This is a genomic window from Pedococcus sp. P3_C7 (assembly GCF_056402615.1).
Genome location: NZ_JBFUHC010000013.1, coordinates 148,578 through 165,744, shown reverse-complemented (window position 1 = coordinate 165,744; position 17,167 = coordinate 148,578). Strand labels below are relative to the sequence as shown.

Annotated in this window: 14 protein-coding genes, 1 pseudogene and 1 riboswitch; of the genes and pseudogenes, 6 read left to right on the top strand and 9 right to left on the bottom strand. The window is 71.4% G+C overall.

Features of this window, described 5'->3' with window-relative positions; all coding sequences use genetic code 11:
• Positions 1 to 28: 28 nt before the first annotated feature.
• From AC1DS4_RS18270 to AC1DS4_RS18260, 3 genes are all read left to right on the top strand, one after another.
• A complete protein-coding gene (locus AC1DS4_RS18270) occupies positions 29 to 463 on the top strand; it encodes a SufE family protein (protein WP_477613439.1) in 435 nt (144 codons plus the stop codon).
• A gap of 172 nt (positions 464 to 635) precedes the next feature.
• Positions 636 to 2,363: a DNA polymerase gene (locus AC1DS4_RS18265; RefSeq protein ID WP_477646095.1), complete on the top strand. Its 1,728-nt coding sequence runs from the start codon at positions 636 to 638 to the stop codon at positions 2,361 to 2,363.
• Between the two features lie 58 nt (positions 2,364 to 2,421).
• Positions 2,422 to 3,225 (top strand): DUF1206 domain-containing protein, encoded by an 804-nt coding sequence (locus AC1DS4_RS18260; protein WP_477623552.1) that lies wholly within the window; start codon positions 2,422 to 2,424, stop codon positions 3,223 to 3,225.
• Between the two features lie 28 nt (positions 3,226 to 3,253).
• On the opposite strand, the gene AC1DS4_RS18255 is transcribed toward AC1DS4_RS18260, so the two are convergent.
• A complete protein-coding gene (locus tag AC1DS4_RS18255; protein ID WP_477623551.1) occupies positions 3,254 to 4,189 on the bottom strand; it encodes a PAC2 family protein in 936 nt (311 codons plus the stop codon).
• Positions 4,190 to 4,455: 266 nt separating this feature from the next.
• Between AC1DS4_RS18255 and AC1DS4_RS18250 the strand changes: the two genes are divergently transcribed.
• Positions 4,456 to 5,103, top strand: coding sequence for a TetR-like C-terminal domain-containing protein (locus AC1DS4_RS18250; RefSeq protein ID WP_477623550.1), 648 nt, complete (start codon positions 4,456 to 4,458; stop codon positions 5,101 to 5,103).
• A 57-nt stretch (positions 5,104 to 5,160) separates the two neighbouring features.
• Positions 5,161 to 6,543: pseudogene (locus tag AC1DS4_RS18245) on the top strand (DHA2 family efflux MFS transporter permease subunit); the annotation flags it as partial.
• Between the two features lie 179 nt (positions 6,544 to 6,722).
• On the opposite strand, the gene hrpA reads toward AC1DS4_RS18245, so the two are convergent.
• The 5 genes from hrpA to AC1DS4_RS18220 form a co-directional block, all read right to left on the bottom strand.
• On the bottom strand, positions 6,723 to 10,649 hold the full coding sequence (gene hrpA / locus AC1DS4_RS18240; protein WP_477633345.1) for an ATP-dependent RNA helicase HrpA: 3,927 nt from the start codon (positions 10,647 to 10,649) through the stop codon (positions 6,723 to 6,725).
• Positions 10,650 to 10,680: 31 nt separating this feature from the next.
• The gene (locus AC1DS4_RS18235) at positions 10,681 to 10,884 is read right to left on the bottom strand and encodes a hypothetical protein (protein WP_477633344.1); all 204 of its coding nucleotides are present in this window, start codon (positions 10,882 to 10,884) and stop codon (positions 10,681 to 10,683) included.
• A 78-nt stretch (positions 10,885 to 10,962) separates the two neighbouring features.
• A complete protein-coding gene (locus AC1DS4_RS18230) occupies positions 10,963 to 12,282 on the bottom strand; it encodes a bifunctional o-acetylhomoserine/o-acetylserine sulfhydrylase (RefSeq protein ID WP_477633343.1) in 1,320 nt (439 codons plus the stop codon).
• Between the two features lie 157 nt (positions 12,283 to 12,439).
• Positions 12,440 to 12,554: riboswitch (SAM riboswitch) on the bottom strand.
• Between the two features lie 72 nt (positions 12,555 to 12,626).
• Positions 12,627 to 13,889 (bottom strand): hypothetical protein, encoded by a 1,263-nt coding sequence (locus tag AC1DS4_RS18225; RefSeq protein ID WP_477633342.1) that lies wholly within the window; start codon positions 13,887 to 13,889, stop codon positions 12,627 to 12,629.
• Positions 13,886 to 14,176, bottom strand: coding sequence for a hypothetical protein (locus AC1DS4_RS18220; protein WP_477633341.1), 291 nt, complete (start codon positions 14,174 to 14,176; stop codon positions 13,886 to 13,888). The genes AC1DS4_RS18225 and AC1DS4_RS18220 overlap by 4 nt, the downstream gene beginning before the upstream one ends.
• A gap of 152 nt (positions 14,177 to 14,328) precedes the next feature.
• Here AC1DS4_RS18220 and AC1DS4_RS18215 point away from each other — a divergent pair, with 152 nt between their 5' ends.
• Complete coding sequence (locus AC1DS4_RS18215) at positions 14,329 to 14,787, top strand: nitroreductase family deazaflavin-dependent oxidoreductase (RefSeq protein ID WP_477633340.1); 459 nt, start codon at positions 14,329 to 14,331, stop codon at positions 14,785 to 14,787.
• Between the two features lie 27 nt (positions 14,788 to 14,814).
• Here AC1DS4_RS18215 and AC1DS4_RS18210 read toward each other — a convergent pair whose 3' ends face one another.
• Genes AC1DS4_RS18210 through AC1DS4_RS18200 form a run of 3 tightly spaced genes read right to left on the bottom strand, consistent with a single transcriptional unit; the run spans position 14,815 to position 17,034 of the window.
• Positions 14,815 to 15,222, bottom strand: a complete 408-nt coding sequence (locus AC1DS4_RS18210) for a hypothetical protein (RefSeq protein ID WP_477633339.1) — start codon at positions 15,220 to 15,222, stop codon at positions 14,815 to 14,817.
• On the bottom strand, positions 15,215 to 15,580 hold the full coding sequence (locus AC1DS4_RS18205; protein WP_477633338.1) for a hypothetical protein: 366 nt from the start codon (positions 15,578 to 15,580) through the stop codon (positions 15,215 to 15,217). The genes AC1DS4_RS18210 and AC1DS4_RS18205 overlap by 8 nt, the downstream gene beginning before the upstream one ends.
• Positions 15,581 to 15,633: 53 nt before the next feature.
• A complete protein-coding gene (locus AC1DS4_RS18200) occupies positions 15,634 to 17,034 on the bottom strand; it encodes an RNA polymerase sigma factor (protein ID WP_477633337.1) in 1,401 nt (466 codons plus the stop codon).
• Positions 17,035 to 17,167: the final 133 nt, after the last annotated feature.

Sequence of the window (17,167 nt, the reverse complement as noted above, 5' to 3'; positions counted from 1 at the left end):
CACCCAGCCGGCGCCCTTGCCTGCCGCGATGCAGGAGATCGCCGACGACTTCGCGGAGCTGCTTGCGCCGCAACGCCTCGAGCTCCTGCTGGAGTTCAGTGAGGGCCTGCCCGACCTCCCCGAGAGGTATGCCGGTCGGCTGGGTGAGATGGAGCAGGTCCACGAGTGCCAGTCCCCGATCTTCCTGGCGGTCGAGGTCGCCGAAGAGCCGCTCGATCAGCCCGGCGAGCGCGCGGTGCACCTGTTCTTCTCGGCGCCGGCCGAGGCACCGACCACGCGCGGGTTCGCGGGGATCCTCAGCGAAGGGCTCGACGGCCTGACCGCTGCCGAGGTGCTGGCGGTGCCGGAGGACGCGCCCTACCGGTTCTCGCTCGGCGAGGCGGTCTCACCGCTGCGGCTGCGGGGCATGGTCGGGATGCTGAGCCGGATCAAGCGCCAGGTCGCCCTCAAGACCCACGCCTGACCCACCCCTGACCCCACCCCCTGCCCCACACCCGCCCGGCCCCACCATTATCGGGTGACCCGATAAAGGTGGGCTTCACCCCGGAACGGTTTCGCGGGGAAGCGGACCTTTGTCGGGTGAAGCAGCCGGGACCGACGGGATCGTCGGTCCCGGGTGCGAGGATGTGCCCGCCATGCCTGCTGCCCACGTCGCCTTCGTCGCCACAGCGGACGGTCGCGCCGCGATCGTGGGTGACCACGTCCAGCTGGTGGGCCGGGCAGACCAGCTCGTCACCCGGGCCTGCGAGCTGGAGGCGGCTGAGGACGTGCGGTGGGTCTGGTGGTCAGCCGGCGGCGATGCCTCAGCCCTCGTCGCGGCCGGGGTGCCGGTGAACCGCTGCTGGGACGTGGCCGAGGCCCACCGCCTGCTCGCGGGCGGGTGGGAGGCGACGCCCCAGGTGGCGTGGGCCGCGGCATACCGACTCGATCGTGCGGGCCTGCCGGCAGCGGCGCGCGGTGACCTCTTCGACTTCCACAGCACTGGACCCTCGTCGTCCGCGCCGGCCGGCGCACCGGGCACGGACGTCGGCGCAAGCTTGTCGGTGGTGCGGCCGGACGGCTACCTCGACCCCGACGCGGGCGCGGCCACGKGGGCGCCCGACGACGACGTGGTGGTGGCCTGGGGGCGCGCTGCCCTCGCTTGCGCAGGTGCTCAGGCGGCGGCCCTGGCGGACGTGGGCCCACGATCGGTGGCGGCCGCCCACTCCGAGTCCGCGGCAGCGTTCCTGTGTGTCGAGCTCGCCCGTGACGGGCTGCCCGTCGACCGGGCGACCGCCGAGAGGATGATCGCGGAGGCCGCCGGCGCCCGCCCGGAGAGCGACGCGGACGCGCGACGGATCCGCGCCGAACGCGACCTGCAGGTGCTGTCGCACACGCCTGGTCGCGAGTACACGGATCTGCGAAACCCCTTGCAGGTCAAGGAGCTCCTCGCCTCCGTCGGGGTAGTCGTGCCCAACACGCGCAAGTGGGTCCTCGAGCCGTTCCGCGAGACCCACGCGGTCGTCGGAGCCCTCCTGGAGTGGCGCAAGGCCGAACGCATCGCGACCACCTACGGCTACCCCTGGCTCGACGCCCACGTGGGCCCGGACGACAGGCTCCGTGGCGGGTGGACCGCCTGCGACGGAGCCGCTGGGCGGATGACCGCACAGAACGGCCTCCACAACCTGCCGACCTCGCTGCGCCCAGCCGTGGCCGCCCATCCCGGTCACGTGTTCGTCCGCGCCGACCTCGGACAGATCGAACCGCGCGTCCTGGCCGCGGTCTCCGGCGACGAGGCCTTTGCGGCAGCGACCCGGGCCGACGACCTGTACGCGCCCGTGGCAGCCGCCCTCGGGGTCGAGCGTCCGGTGGCCAAGATCGCGGTGCTCGCCGCGATGTACGGCCAGCGCAGCGGCGCCGCCGGCGAGGCCCTCAAGGACCTCGAGCGCACCTACCCGATCGCCATGGGCTACCTCGATGCCGCGTATGCCGCGGGGTTGCGGCGCGAGCCGCTGCGCACCTTCGGCGGTCGGCTGATCCGGCTCGACGCGGTCCTGGCCGACGTGCCTGCCGAGGGCACCGCGGCCTACGACGCCGCGCGTGGACGGTTCGCCCGCAACGCCGTGATCCAGGGCAGCGCGGCCGAGCTGTTCAAGGCCTGGGCCGCCACCGTCAGGGTCACGACGCGCGACCTCGGCGCCCAGATCGTGCTGTGCCTGCACGACGAGCTGCTCGTCCACGTCCCCGAGGAGAGCGCCGCTGAGACCCGCGCCAGGCTCGAGCGCGCCCTGACCGACAGCGCCCGACGCTGGACGGGGTCGACGCAGGTGCGGTTCGTCGCCGACGTGTCGGTCATCCGGCGCTGGTCCGAGGCCAAGGATTGAGCCAGGGAGTACCGGCCCTTACTCCCTGACCTGCGGTGATGCGTGGTTAGGTGGTGCCATGGACCACCAGGACGTCAAGCAGGCCGCCTCCAGGGCCTCCGACCACCCCGCCCTCGAGGCCGCCGCACGCGTGGGTTACGCCACGAGTGGGCTGCTGCACCTGCTGATCGGCTGGATCACCCTCCAGGTGGCCTTCGGCGGCAACGGCGGCAAGAACGCAGACCAGAGCGGAGCGCTCGCGTCCCTCGCCGGCAACGGCGCAGGGAAGGCGGCGCTGTGGGTGGGCGTGGTCGGCTTCCTCGGCCTGGCCGTCTGGCAGCTCGCCGATGCCGTCGTGGGGCATCCCGGCGGCGACAAGGACGCGTGGGGTGGACGCGCCAAGGCCGCGGGCAAGGCGGTCGTCTACCTCGCTCTCGCCTGGTCGGCCTTCCAGTTCGCCCGGGGCAGGACCAGCGACAGCCGGAGCCAGAGCGTGGACTTCACCGCCAAGCTGCTCGACAAGCCCGGTGGACGCGCGCTCGTGGTCGCGATCGGGCTCGCGATCATCGCCGTCGGCATCTACCACGTCCACAAGGGGTGGACGAAGAAGTTCCTCCAGGACCTCCAGGACCACCCCGGCACGTGGGCTACGCGTGCCGGGCGGATCGGCTACATCGCCAAGGGCGTTGCCCTCGTCATCGTCGGGTTCCTCTTCGCCGCTGCGGGCGTGCACGAGCAGGCGAAGGAAGCCACCGGCCTCGACGGCGCGCTCAAGTCGCTGCGCGACGAACCCTTCGGTCCTGCCCTGCTCGTCGTGATGGCGGTCGGGTTCGCGGCGTTCGGGCTCTACAGCTTCTCGCGCGCCAAGCACGCGAAGGTCTGAGCGCGGCGACCGGTCAGGCGGCGACCGGTCAGCTCGGGTTGCCCTCGCCGGAGGCCTCGTCATCGGCGACGTCCCGCAGGAACTGCTCGAACTCGGCGCCGATCTCGTCCGCTGACGGCAGCTCGCTCACGTCCGTGGCCAGCAGGCTCGGCTTCTGGCGACCCTCGCTGAAGGTGTCGTACTGGCGCTCCAGGGCGGCGATCACCTGCGACACCTCGTCGGACCCCTCGATCTCGCGGGCGATCTCGGCCCGGTTGAGGCCGGCCTGCGCGATGAGGTCGTCGATGGGCAGGTTGAGCCCGGTCGCGGCGGTGATCGCGTTGAGCGCGGTCACCGCTCCGTCGGCGAACTCTGCCTGGGCGAGGTAGTGCGGGACGTGCACCGCGAACCCGAGGGCGTCGTGGCCCGACTCCCCCAGCCTGAGCTCGAGCAGGGAGGACAGGCTCGCCGGCACCTCGACGCGACCGAACGGGTTGTCCTGCAAGGGAATCAGCCGCGGGTCGGTCGCGTGGGACGTGAGGCCGATCGGGCGGGTGTGCGGGACCGCCATCGGGATGCCGTGGGCACTGACGACGAGGTTGACGCCGAGCAGCACCACGAGCTGTCGGACCGCCTCGGTCATCCGCTCCCACTGGAAGTCCGGCTCGGGTCCGGTCAGCAGGAGGAAGGGCGTGCCGTCCCGGTCGACGAGGCGGTGCAGCGCCAGGCACGGGTCGTCGTAGCTCATCCAGCGGTTGGAGTCGAAGACCATGGCGGGCCGACGACTGCGGTAGTCGACCATCTGGTCGGTGTCGAAGGACACGACGACGGTGGACTCGCCGGAGCCGAGGAGGTGCTCGGTGAGGATCCGCTGCGTGTGGCCCGCGTCCATGAAGCCGCCGAGCGCGACGACCATGACCGACGCACGCAGCTCCTGCGGGTCGGTGTCGGTCTCGAAGTGGTAGAGCTCGGATGGGTTCAACACGGCTACTCCAGCGGTCGGTCCCAGGTGTCGCCTGGGCTCGTGGGGATGGTGGTTCTCGCCCGGGATGCTGGCGCGCGTCCCGGTCCACAGTGCCAACGCTCCAGCATGGCAGGGGATTCCGCGCCCCGCCTCCACCACCGGCGCGAGCTGCGTCACCGCCTCGATGTGACGCCCGTCACACTTGCCGGGTTTGTGGAATGGGTCGCCCGAGCCTAGAGTTTGATGAAACGAAACAGTTTCGTTCTATCCACGACGCAAGGAACCCCGTGACCCCCACCAGCACCGCCACCACGACCAGGGGAACTGCGGAGGCGCCCGAGCAGGCGCGCTCCCGCCCCCGGGTCGAGGGCGACCGCGAACGGGAGATCCTCGAGGCCGCGCTCGTGACCCTGGCCGACGTGGGGTACGACCGCCTCAACTTCGACGCGGTGGCCAGTGCGGCCAAGGCCTCGAAGGCCACTCTCTACCGCCGCTGGCCGTCGAAGGTCGACCTCGTGATCGACGCGCTCCAGCTGATGGTCGGCGTCGAGGCCGACCGCTACCCCGACACCGGCTCCCTGCGTGGCGACCTCATCGCCCAGGCCTGTGCCAAGGGCGGCCTCGGTGAGGACCTCCCTCTGCAGGTCTTCGCCGCACTGCTCGGGTCCCTGCACCGCGACCCCGAGCTGCGCGACGCCATCATGACCCGCCTGATGGCTCCCAAGATGGCGGTCACCCTCAAGACGTTCCGCGCCGCTCAGCAGCGCGGGGAGATCGGCAAGGACGCCGATCTGGAACTGCTGGCGCGACTGCTGCCGGCGATCACCATCCACGAGGCCATGCTGTCGGGCTCCCACCCGTCGCAGGAGCGCCTCATCGCCTTGGTGGACAGCGTCGTCCTCCCCGCCTGCGCCGCGACGTTGCAGCGCGACTGACCCACCACGCCTCACCACACCACCAGCCACGCACCACCCACACACCAAGGAACATCCATGTCTTCGACTGCTGTCGTCGAGTCCGTCTCGACTCCGGAACCCGACGCCGCGCCCAGCGGCAAGGGCCGGCACCTCGGCATCGCCCTGACCGTCATCACGGCCGCGCAGCTCATGGTCGTGCTCGACGGCACGATCGTGAACATCGCGATGCCGCACATCATGGCCGACCTCGGCTTCACCCAGGAGAACCTCTCGTGGGTCGTCACGGCCTACACGCTCGCCTTCGGTGGGCTGCTGCTCCTCGGGGGGCGCCTCGGTGACCTGTTCGGCCGCCGCAAGGTCTTCATGACCGGTGTGCTCGTCTTCGCCGGGGCCTCGCTCCTCGGCGGCCTCGCCCAGACCGAGGGCATGCTGCTCGGCGCCCGCGCGCTGCAGGGCATCGGTGCCGCGCTGGCCTCCCCCACCGCCCTCGCCCTGATCACCACGACGTTCCCGGCCGGGCCGGCCCGCAACCGCGCCATGGGCGTGTATGCCGCGATGTCCGGCGCCGGTGCGGCCGTGGGCCTCATCCTCGGTGGCGCGCTCACCGAGATCGACTGGCGCTGGACGATGTTCATCAACGTGCCGATCGGCCTCCTCGTGGCCTTCATGGCGCCGCGCTTCCTCTCCGAGTCGGAGCCCGGCAAGGGCCGGATCGACGTCCCCGGGGCGATCCTGGGCACCGGTGGGCTCGTGTCCCTGGTCTATGGCCTCACCAACGCCGCCAGCGACTCCTGGACCTCGGCGACCACCCTCACCACGCTCATCGCCGGTGTCGCGATGCTCGTCGCGTTCGTCGTCGTGGAGATGCGTTCCTCCCACGCGCTCATGCCGATCCGCATCCTGGCCGACCGCACCCGCGGCACGTCCTTCGCCGTGATGCTGATCGTCGGTGCCGCGATGTTCGCGATGTTCTACTTCCTCGGCCTCTACATCCAGCAGGTGCTGGGCTACTCGCCGCTGAAGTCCGGTTTCGCGTTCCTGCCGTTCTCGTTCGGCATCGTCGTGGCGGCGCAGACCGCCTCCACCCTGATGACCCGCGTGGACCCCCGATGGATCGCCGGGGTGGGCACCCTGCTCGCCGCGACGGGCATGTTCGGCTTCGCCCAGCTCGACGTCGACAGCTCCTACGCCACGGGCCTCCTGCCCTGGATCACCGTCCTCGCGGTCGGCATGGGCCTCACCTTCGTGCCGATGACGCTCACGGCCACCGCCGGCGTGGCGTCCGAGGACTCCGGTGTCGCCTCGGCGGTGCTGAACACCATGCAGCAGGTCGGTGGGGCCCTGGGCCTGGCGACCCTCAGCACGGTCTTCGCGAACGGCGCCAAGGACAAGGGCGCCGAGCTCGGTGCCGCGCTCCAGACCAAGGCCGCGTCTGGCGCTCTGTCCCCGGAGCAGCTCCAGGCCGCACAGCACCAGATCGCGCTGCAGGCGCAGACGTTCGGCTCCAGCCACGCCTACCTGGTAGCCGGCGTGATGATCATCATCGGCTCGCTGATCACCTTCGGCTTCCTGAACGTCAACGCCCCGACCACCTGTGGTCGGGGCCCTCGTCGGTTGTGCAGCAGGAGTGCCGCGAGTCACCCCAGGGCGGCGATGGCCGCGCGGATCCGCTTCTCCGACACCGGGTATGCCGTGCCGAGCCCGTTTGCGAACAGGCTCACCCTCAGCTCCTCGACCATCCACCCCACGTCCCGGACCGGGGCCGAACGGCGCTCGACGGGCGGCAGGGAGTCGAGCAGGTCGGCATACGCGATCTCGACCCGGTCCACGACCTCCTGATTGGCCGCGTCGCGCGCCACCGCGGCAGGCGAGGACGGGGCCTTCTCCAGCCGTTGCAGCATCGCCCGCAGGTAGCGCCGCAGGTGGGGCAGGCGCGCGAGCCCGGTATCGGCGATGAAGCCGCCGTAGACGAGGCTGTCGAGCTGGGCTCGGACATCGGCGACGAGGGCCGACGCGGCTGGAGCGGTGAGGCCGTCGAGGCGCACCCGCACCTCCCTCGCCGCGGAGAGGACCGGCTCCACCTCCGCGACCACCGTCAGGACGCGCGTCGCGATGTGGGTGCGGACCGCTGCGAGCACCGCTTCGAACGTGGCGGCGTCGCGGACTCCATCGGCGCCCGCCCCGTGGCCATCTCGCTCGAGGACGATCGCGTCGACGGCGCAGGCCAGGGCGTCGTCGAGCAGGGCCGGCACGGAGCCGTGCGGGTTGTCGCCCAGAGCCAGCTTCTGCGCGTTGCTGAGGGTGGCCAGCACTCGCTTCCAGGGCGCCGTCGTGTTGAGCAGCAACAGCCGCCGGACACCCAGCGCAGTGGCCGCTCCCGCCTCTCTCGCGCCGGGCATCACGACGATGTCGACGCGGTCGCCGCGGTCCACCAGAGCAGGGAAGCCGTGAACGGTCTGGCCACCGGACGTCGACTCGAAGGTCGCAGGCAGGTCACCGAAGTCCCACTGCCGCAATCCTTTCCGCTCGATGGCTGCGGCCGCACTCGACATCCGCCGCTGCACCTGGCCGGCCAGCTGCTCCTGGAGGGCGCCCAGGTCCTTGCCGCTGCCCAGCACGCGTCCAGTGCCGTCCTCGACGGCGAACGTGATGCGCAGGTGGTCGGGGACTCGGTCTGCCGCGAACTGTTCGGGCGGCACCTGGATCCCGGTGCGTGCGCGGAGCACCCGAGCGAGCTCGTCAGCCAGCCGTCGGTCGCCGCCGGGCTGGGCCTGCGCGAGAGCAGCAGCCGCGTGGTCGGGCGCCGGGACGAAGTGCACCCGGGTGGCCTTCGGCAGTGACCGCAGCAGCGCCGTCGCCAGCTCCTCCCGCAGCCCGGGCACCTGCCAGTCGAAGCCCGCGTCGGACACCTGGTTGAGCACCTGGACAGGAATGTGCACCGTCACGCCGTCCGCCGCCGCACCCGGTTCGAACTGGTAGGTGACCGGCAGCTCGATGCCCCCTTGGGTCCACGTCCTCGGGTAGTCGAGGGCGGACACCCCCTCCGCGCTCTCGCGGGTGAGGAGCTCTTCGGTGAAGGTCAGCAGCTGCGGCGTCGTGCGGCGGGCGTCCTTCCACCAGCGGTCGAAATGGCGTTGGGAGACCACCTCGGCGGGTACCCGTGCGTCGTAGAACGCCACGAGGTCCTCCTCGTCGACGACGATGTCGCGGCGCCTGGCTCGTTCCTCGAGCTCGGAGAGTCGTTGCAGCAGAGCCTGGTTCGCGGTGAAGAACGCGTGGTGCGTGTCCCAGTCCCCCTCGACCAGCGCATGCCGGATGAACAGGTCCCGCGACTCCTCGGGGTTGATCCGCGCATACTGCACGGTGCGGGCGGCCACGAGGGGGACGCCGTAGAGCGTGACCCTCTCGGTCGCCACCACAGCGCCCTGCTTGCGAGACCAACGCGGCTCGGAGTAGGTGCGCTTGACGAGGTGGTGGGCCAGCCGCTCGGCCCAGATCGGGTCGATCCTGGCGTTGCTGCGCGCCCACAGCCGGGTCGTCTCGACGAGCTCGGCCGACATCACCCAGGTCGGCTGACGGCGGAAGAGCGTCGAGCCGGGCGAGATACCGAACCGTGCCCCGCGAGCCCCCAGGTAGTCACGCTTGGCCTCGTCGCGCAGCCCGATGTGGGACAGCAGTCCGCCCAGCAGCGCCTGGTGGATGAGGTCGGCGTTGGGCGGCTCCCCCGGGGCTGCGGTCGCCGCCTTCGTGTCGATGCCGACGTCCTGGCACGCCTTGCGCAGCTGGCTGTGCAGGTCCTGCCATTCCCGCACCCGCAGGTAGTGCAGGTACTCCGTGCGGCACATGCGCCGAAAAGCACTGTGCGACAACGCCTTCTGCTGTTCCTTGAGATAGGCCCACAGGTTCAGCAACGACATGAAGTCAGAGTGCTCGTCGCGGAACCTCGCATGCGACTGGTCGGCCTGGGTCTGCTTGTCGGCAGGTCGCTCGCGCGGGTCCTGCATGGAGAGCGCGGCGACGATGACCAGTACCTCGCGGGTGCAGCCCAGCGCGCCCGCCTCGATCAGCATGCGTCCCAGCCGCGGGTCCACGGGCAGCCGCGCCAACGACGTGCCGTATGCCGTGAGCCGCCTTCCGCGGCCACGGCCCTTGCGCGGCGGGCCCGTGGAGGGCGACGGCGCGGCATACCCGTCTGGGCCGTCCTGCCCGATGTCGAAGGCCTGCAGCTCCTCCAGCAGTCGGATGCCGTCGGCGACCTGGCGGGCGTCCGGGGCGTCCACAAAGGGGAAGGCGGTGATGTCGCCGAGGCCCAGCGAGGTCATCTGGAGGATGACGGACGCGAGGCTGGTGCGCTGGATCTCGGGCTCGGTGAACTCCGGTCGCGCCTCGTAGTCCTCCTCGGAGTACAGGCGGATGCAGATGCCGTCGGCGAGGCGCCCACAGCGGCCGGCGCGCTGGTTCGCACTCGCCTGCGAGATCCCCTCGATCGGCAGCCGCTGCACCTTGGTGCGCTGGGAGTACCGCGAGATGCGCGCGGTGCCGGCATCGACGACGTAGCGGATGCCGGGCACAGTGAGCGAGGTCTCGGCCACGTTGGTGGCCAACACGATCCGGCGTCCGGCGGCTCGTCCGAAGACCTTGTGCTGCTCTGCCGCGGACAGGCGCGCGTAGAGCGGGAGCACCTCGGTCTGAGGCAGCTTCATGCTCTCCAGCGCGTCCGCGGTGTCCCGGATCTCGCGCTCCCCGGACAGGAACACGAGGATGTCGTGACCGGTGCCGTCCGCGGCCCGCTCGGTCCACAGCTCCTCGACGGCCTCACACACGCCGGTGACCTGGTCGCGCTCTTCGGCATCGGGCCGCTCAGGGTCGACGAGCGGGCGGTAGCGGACCTCCACCGGGTAGGTGCGACCGGACACCTCGATGATCGGCGCCGGCTCACCACGGGCCGAGAGGAAGTGCTCCGCGAACCGCTGGGGGTCGATCGTCGCCGACGTGATGATGACCTTGAGGTCAGGGCGTCGCGGCAGCAGCTGCTTGAGGTAGCCGAGGATGAAGTCGATGTTGAGCGACCGCTCGTGCGCCTCGTCGATGATGATCGTGTCGTACTTGCGCAGCAACCGGTCTCTCTGCATCTCGTTGAGGAGGATGCCGTCGGTCATCACCTTGACGAGGGTGGAGTCGCTGCTCTGGTCGGTGAATCGCACCTGGTAGCCGATCGCGCCGCCGAGCTCCACCTCGAGCTCCTCGGCGATCCGCTCGGCGACCGAGCGGGCTGCGATGCGTCGCGGCTGGGTGTGCCCGATCAGTCCGGCCTGCCCGCGCCCCACCTCGAGGCAGATCTTGGGCAGCTGGGTGGTCTTGCCCGAGCCCGTCTCACCCGCGACGATGACGACCTGGTGGTCGCGGATCGCGGCGGCGATGTCGTCCTTGCGCGTGACGACCGGCAGGTCCGGCGGGTACTTGAGCTCCGGCACGGGCGGCGGTACGCGCACGGGCCGAGGTGGGCCCGCCCGACGTGGCCGCCGAGACCGGGACCGCTGCTCGGAGGACACGGGCGAAATCATACGGGTGAGCCCCAGCCACCCCTGCGTCTGCTCAGCGCACCAGTGTCGTCAGGTTGCGCGGGTTCGGGAGCTGGTCGGGAGCCAGGATTGCCCCACCGCCTGAGACGGTCACCAGCACGAGGACGACGGCAAGGACCGTCACGACCGCGACGAGCAGAAGCGGTGCGACCTGGTGTGGAAGGTGGACCGTGTGGACGTGCAGGTGGAGCGTCACGGGCCCCGGGTGCGAAGCCATGCCCCAGTATCCCCCCGCGGCCGCCGGCTGACACCTGCATTCGACGTGTTCGGTCGGACGCAGGTGTCAGCAGTCGGCTCAGACGCCCTTGGCCGCGATGAAGCCCTGCTCCAGGTCGGCAACGATGTCGTCGATGTGCTCGATGCCCACGGCGAGGCGCACCAGCCCGGGCGTCACCCCAGCCTTGAGACGATCGCCGTCCGGGCCCTGGGAGTGGGTCGTGGACGCCGGGTGGATCGCGAGCGAGCGCACGTCACCGATGTTGGCGACGTGGCTGTGCAGCACGAGGGACTCGACGAACCGTCGCCCCGCTTCGACGCCGCCGGCGATCTCGAACGCCAGCACCGCCCCAGCACCCCGCGGCGTGTACTTCGTTGCCTTCGCGTACGACTCGTGGTCCGGCAGTGAGGCCCACACGACCTGCTCGACCTGCTCGTGCTGCTGGAGGAACGCCGCCACCTTGTGCGTGTTCTCCAGGTGCCGCTCGATGCGCAGGCTCAGCGTCTCGATGCCCTGGGCGATGAGGAAGGCGTTGAACGGTGCGATCGCGGGACCAAGGTCGCGCAGCAGCTGGACGCGCGCCTTGAGGATGAACGCGAGGTTGGCGCCGAAGGCACTCCCCACGCCGAGGTCCCGCGCGAACACCAGCCCGTGGTAGCTCTCCTCCGGGGTGTTGTAGTTGGGGAACTTGTCGGGGTCGGCCCCGAAGTCGAACGTGCCCCCGTCGACGATCACCCCCGCGATCGACGTGCCGTGACCACCGAGGTACTTGGTCGCCGAGTGCACGACGATGTCGGCTCCCCACTCCAGCGGACGGATGAGGTAGGGCGTCGCGATCGTGTTGTCCACGACGAGCGGCACTCCGGCCTCGTGGGCGACGGCCGCGACGCCCTCGATGTCGAGCACCTCCGACTTCGGGTTGGAGATCGTCTCGCCGAAGAACAGCTTGGTGTTGGGCCGGACGGCGGCCCTCCAGGACTCCAGGTCGTTGGGGTCCTCGACGAAGCCCACCTCGATCCCGAACTTGGGGAGGGTGTGCTTGAGCAGGTTGAAGGTGCCGCCGTACAGGCTCGGGCTCGCCACGACGTGGTCCCCCGCCTCGGCGATGTTGAGGATGGCCAGGGTCTCGGCGGCCTGTCCCGAGGCGACCAGCAGCGCCCCGACCCCGCCCTCGAGCGACGCGACTCGCTGCTCGACAGCGTCCTGGGTCGGGTTCATGATGCGGGTGTAGATGTTGCCGAACTCCTTGAGGGCAAACAGGTTTGCCGCGTGTTCGGTGTCCTTGAAGACGTAGGACGTCGTCTGGTAGATCGGCAGGGCGCGAGCGCCGGTGGCGGCGTCCGGCTCCTGCCCGACGTGGACCTGCCGGGTCTCGAACGACCAGTTGGTGGAGCTCATCTCGGTGTCCTTCACTCTCGTATGCCGCGTGGCACGGATCGGGGGCCCGTCACCGGCGGAGCGGGTGGTCGAGGTGCCTGTGAAGGGGAGGTTCGAGCTCCCGAGGTCCTGTGATCACTGATGCCACCGCCGGAACGGTGCGGGACACGTGGTGGGTCTCCCGCGCTTGCGGACGGCGACTGCGCCGCCCGCCAGGTCTTCACCCGGGGCACCCCACCGCGGAGGAGGGTTGCCGGCCAGCGAGCCGGGGCTTGTCGCTGGCACTCATGACCTGGGCCGAGGCTACGCCGGGGAGGTGAGCGGGCGGCATACCCATCTCTCATGGCGGACGCACGAACGGCGGGTCAGCGAGCGCCGGGACGTGGGTCGGGATCGGGGGTGGTGCCGCGCGCATCGGTGGCGTCGCGGGTCCGCATCGCCAGGTCCCCGTCGTGTCGGGCGTACAGGTCGCGCCCGGTGCCGACGGCCCCCAGACCCGCCGCGGTCGCCTCGGCCGCGAGGCCGGTGACGAACATCGTCCGCGACCGGTCGGGGTCGCGGGTCACCAGGGCGAGGTCGTCGAGCCACTTGTTGCGCACGAGGACGCGTGCACGTCCCGCGACCTGCTCGGCCACCCAGTGCGCCGTCGCGGTCGGCGAGCCCGGCGACCGGGTCGCGCGGAACGTGCGGAACGTGCGGGCGTCGGGCTGGTACTCGGCTCGACCGGCGCGGCGAAGCTCCTCGGCCGTCGCGAGCCGGAGGCGTTGAGCCGTGCCGAAGCGCAGCGAGCGTCGCGCCGTCCTCGTCGGGCTCGCCAGGGCCGCGGGGTTCGTCGCCAGGGCGCCCCGCTTGAGCACGCCGGACGCGGCGCCGGTGACCGACAGGGCGGCGCCCACGCCGATGCGGCCCCAGTCCCCGTCGCCGTAGCCGACCTTGACCGCCACGTCTGCCGTCAGCTGGAGTCCGTCGCACGCCCCGGCGACGACCCCCAGCGCCTTGGACGGCGGCGTAGGAGCCATCGCCACGCCCCCTGCCGCGCTCCCGAGCACGCCGGCCCCACGACTGAGCCCCGTCAGCGAGTCGTACATCCGTGAGTCGTCGAGGCCGTCCTGGACGAGCTGGTGCAGAACCGAGGCGCACCGGCGGTCCGCCTCGGCAAACCGTTGCCAGGCTGCGGCATGGCGGCGTTCGGCGATCTGGACGAGCTCGAGCTGCTCCAGCTCCTTGCGGTGCACGTCCGCGGCGACCGCACGCTGAGTCGGGTCCGCGCTCTCCTGCGCCGTCACCCGCCGGTTGCCCAGGGTGACCGCGAGCTGCCAGGCCTCCGCGTGCGTCGTCACCGCCCAGGAGGCGTCGTGCTGCGCCTCCGCCAGAGCTGCGGCAAGGGGCCGCAGGGCCACCGCGGACACCGCGTAGCGACGCCCCACCGAGACCAGGAGCGAGGCCGCGGTGCGGGACCGAGCGCCGAAGGCGGCGCCGCCCGGCCCCTCCCAGGTCGTCCTGCTCGGGTCGCCGAGGCTTCGCACGGTGCTCGCCAGGGCCAGCAGCAGCTCGCCCTGCCCGGCCAGCCGGTCGGCGAGTGCGCGCACCGTGCCGGGATCACCCGACAGCGGCCTCAGGATCGTCATCCCGGGCCACCGTCGAAGGCGGCGGCGCTCGTGCTCTCGACGTCGGCGTACAGCCGCCCGGCCAGCGCCGTCGCGGCCGCGAGGTCCTCGAGCGCGCGGCCGATCACGTGACGTTGGTGCTCGAAGTCACCCAGCACCGAAGCGAGGGCTCCGGCGCTGTCGCCGGGGCCCAGCGCCCAGGTCTGCTCCGAGCTGCGCACCGCCTGCCAGAGGAGGTCGTCGGCCACCTCCCGCAGGGAAGCGCCCAGCGCCACGATGGTGTCGGAGTTCACCTCGATCCGGGTCATGGGTCCGAGGGTAGGTCGGTCGTGGGACGCCTCCCGGAGTTGTCCACAGCCGCCTGTGCGCCGGATCCTCGGCGCCCGACAGCTCCCACCGAGCCGACCCGCCTGCTCGACCCCTCCACCCGAGATGTGCCGGTTCGTGTTGTGATGGACCCATGAGCATTGTTGGTGAGTACGTCGCCAGCCCCACCGGCTGGGTCCGGACGCAGGTCGAGCAGATCGAGGCCGCCGGGACGACCCGTGCGGTCGCCATCCAGGGTCGACGGGTCGTGATGCTGACCATGCTCGGCCTCTCCGGCAAGGTGCGAAAGGTGCCGTTGATGCGCGTCGAGCACGACGGTGTGTATGCCGCGGTGGCGAGCAAGGGTGGCGCGCCGGAGCACCCCAAGTGGTACGCCAACATCCGCAAGAACCCGGTCCTCGACCTCCAGGACGACGACCGCACGTGGACGGTCCGGGCCCGCGAGCTCGAGGGCGCCGAGCGCGAGGAGTGGTGGCCGCGGTGCGTCGAGGCGTTCCCGCCCTACGCCGACTACCAGGTCAAGACCGACCGGCTGATCCCCGTGTTCGTCCTCGAGCCAGTCGACGAGCCGGTGGACACAGCCACGGACTAGCGGTCGGCCAAGGCCACCGACCAGCTCTCAGCTGGGACGGGTGCGCCGCAACCAGAGCAGGCCGAGCACCGGCAGCACCAGTGGCACGAAGCCGTAGCCGGACCCGAAGTGCGACCACACCGTCTTGTCGGGGAAGGCGTCCGTGGCCAGGTAGGACGCCAGACCCACGATGAGCACGCCTGCCAGCTCGACGCTGATCGCCACCAGCGCGACGCGGCGCGACGTGAGGTCGCCGCGCGCCAGCGCGACCGTCGCCACGACGTAGTTGACCGCCGCAAGCGCCGACAGGACATAGGCCAGCGGCGCCCTCGAGAAGTACTCGGAGATCTGCAGCACCGAACGGCCGGTGGCCGCGAGAGCGAGCAGACCGTAGACCGCGACGAGGACCACGCCGGGTCCCGATCGGGTCGAAGGGGCGGACGGGGTCTCAGCCACGGAGGTTCCAGATCTGTTGGAGTCGAGCGGTCATGACCGCGACGCCGAACGCCCCGACGGCGACGACCCCCATCGCCCAGCGGGTCTTCTCCTTCAGCGCGAGGAACAGTGCCGCCGGCGGCACGAAGGGAAGCGTGATCGCATAGGCCGCGAACGTCGCCTGTTCGGCGCCGCCACCGGGTACCCGCCCGAGATGGACGAGGCAGACCACCAGCTGCACCAGGAGGCCCAGCTCGGTCACCCCGGCCACGAGCAGGAGGCGGTCGTCGACGAGCCGGCTGCGCGCGGCATACCAGGCGGCGACGGCCATCAGGCACACCGCCGCCACGAGCACGACGACGGTCAGCGGGAGGAGCACGGCGGGAAGCCTACGCGAGCACCCCGTCGTGGTCGTTCGCCGGTCGGGGACCGTCAGCCGCCGGTCTTGACGCCCTTGCCGGACGACCGCGGGTTCGGCGCCTCTCTGTCGCCGGTCCTGGCCGGGTCACTCGGGGCGGACGCCGAGGTGCCGGCCTTGGCCGACTTGCCCTGGACGGGCGGCGCCACGGACTTCGTCGAGTTGGGGGTGAGGTTGGGGGCATGCGTCGCGGGCGAGTGCGGAACCGGCGTCTTGGTGCTCGGCGCCTTGGTGGTCGACGGCTTCGTCGGGTGCGTGGGCTTGGCCGAGGGGATGACGCGCGCCGTCGGTGCCGACGAACCCTTGGTGGGCTTGGCCGCGAGCACCCCTGCGCAGTACGCCTCCACCCGGTCCGCCCCGCCGGCAGTGCCCGCAAGGTTGCGGAAGGCGACCGACCGGTCGCGAGCGGTGCCCTTGGCCTTGTCGGAGGCCCACGCCCTGCACAGGCCTGCGGCGGGGCTGCCCGCGGCATGGGGCCCCACGCCTGCATTCGGCGGGGTCGCCGGGTTGCTCCCGGGGTCCGGTGACGTGCCCTTGCCCGGGGCCTCGGGCGCCGGTGCCCCGACGGTGTCGTGCAGGACCTGCTGGACCGGGTCGGGCAGCACCCCGACGTAGGCGGCTGCCCCGAGACCGCCCAGCGACATCACCGACACGGACAGGGCCGTCGCGGTCAGGAGCGCGGCCCGCGACCGACCGGCCGCCGCCGCGGTCACGGCGCCAGCGGAGCCCAGACCGATGGCGATGACCTTGACCCCCGGCGACCGGCGTGCCGAGGACGGGATCTTGCGGAAGGCACTCAACGCGATGTGTTCGTCAGCCAGTTCCGCCGGCGTGGGAGGTGCGGCCAACGACCACGCGAGCAGGTCGGCATCGGTGGCCAGCCGCTCCAGGGCCCGCGACTCGGCCCGTTCGATGTTCGCCTGGTCCACGCCGACGACGTCGGCCACCGCACTGGGCGGCAAGCCCGCCCCCAGGTGCAGCACGACGACTTCGCCCTGCCCGAGGGGCAGGGCGCGCAACGCGGTCAGGGTGTCGTTGATCCCGCGGTGCACCGGGTCGCCTCCTGCGTCGGACTCGATCAGCTCGTCGATGTCGAGCTCGCCATCGCCCTCGACCTGGATCCCCGGCAGCACGGTGACCGACCCCCAGGCCCGTCGGAGCGTGCTCTCCTCGGCGCGCTGGCGGGCGCAGGCGAGCAACCACACGCGCCACGCGAGCTCGTCCCCGACAAACCCGGGCAGACCGCGCACGACGGTGATCCAGCCCTCGCAGGCCTCGTCGTAGGGATCGTCGTGCCCGACGACCCGCAGGTAGCGGATCATGGCCGGGTTGGCATCACGCCAGAGCCGGGCGAAGGCATCCTCTTCGCCGGCTTGGGCGGCGCGCAGGGTGCGCGTGAATTCGGTCCCCAGCACGATCTCAGTATCGCGGTTCGGCCCGCGCCGTCCCCTCATCCGTTTGGCCCCAAAGTCAAGACTTGGTCAAGTCACCCGAGAGCAGTCCCGGCAGCCGCCGGCAGCCGCCGGCAGGCAGCGGGGCGGTGGTGCC